This window comes from Bacillus gaemokensis, from assembly GCF_001590835.1.
Classification (GTDB): Bacteria; Bacillota; Bacilli; order Bacillales; family Bacillaceae_G; genus Bacillus_A; species Bacillus_A gaemokensis.
The window spans coordinates 3,736-4,102 of record NZ_LTAQ01000069.1 but is presented as its reverse complement, the minus strand read 5'-3'; the positions used below and the strand labels follow the sequence as shown (position 1 = coordinate 4,102).

General features: G+C 38.4%; 1 protein-coding gene. It reads right to left on the bottom strand.

All coding sequences use genetic code 11. The features are described 5' to 3' along the window. Window positions 1–367 (bottom strand): Cna B-type domain-containing protein (locus AZF08_RS31655; RefSeq protein ID WP_235604092.1); only part of this gene is annotated, 367 nt, incomplete at both ends.

Genomic DNA, 367 nt, shown 5'->3' with positions numbered 1-367 from the left:
TGTTCTTTCACTTCGTACTTATATGCCTTGCCTTCGGCATCATAACCAGCTAAATCTTTAAATTCATATGTCCAACCAGTTGCTTCTGTTACTTCTTGCGTTGAAACAACTTGTCCATTTTGTAGTAAGTCTACTTTGATCATTTTCGGACGATCTTTCGCGTTGTCATCCTTCCACGTCTTCGTTCCTTCTACCTTTGTTTGACCTACTTTTGTATTCGTGATGTCATACCCTTTTACTTCTGTTTTATATCCATCTACTGGTTGTTCTTTCACTTCGTACTTATATGCCTTGCCTTCGGCATCATAACCAGCTAAATCTTTAAATTCATATGTCCAACCAGTTGCTTCTGTTACTTCTTGCGTTG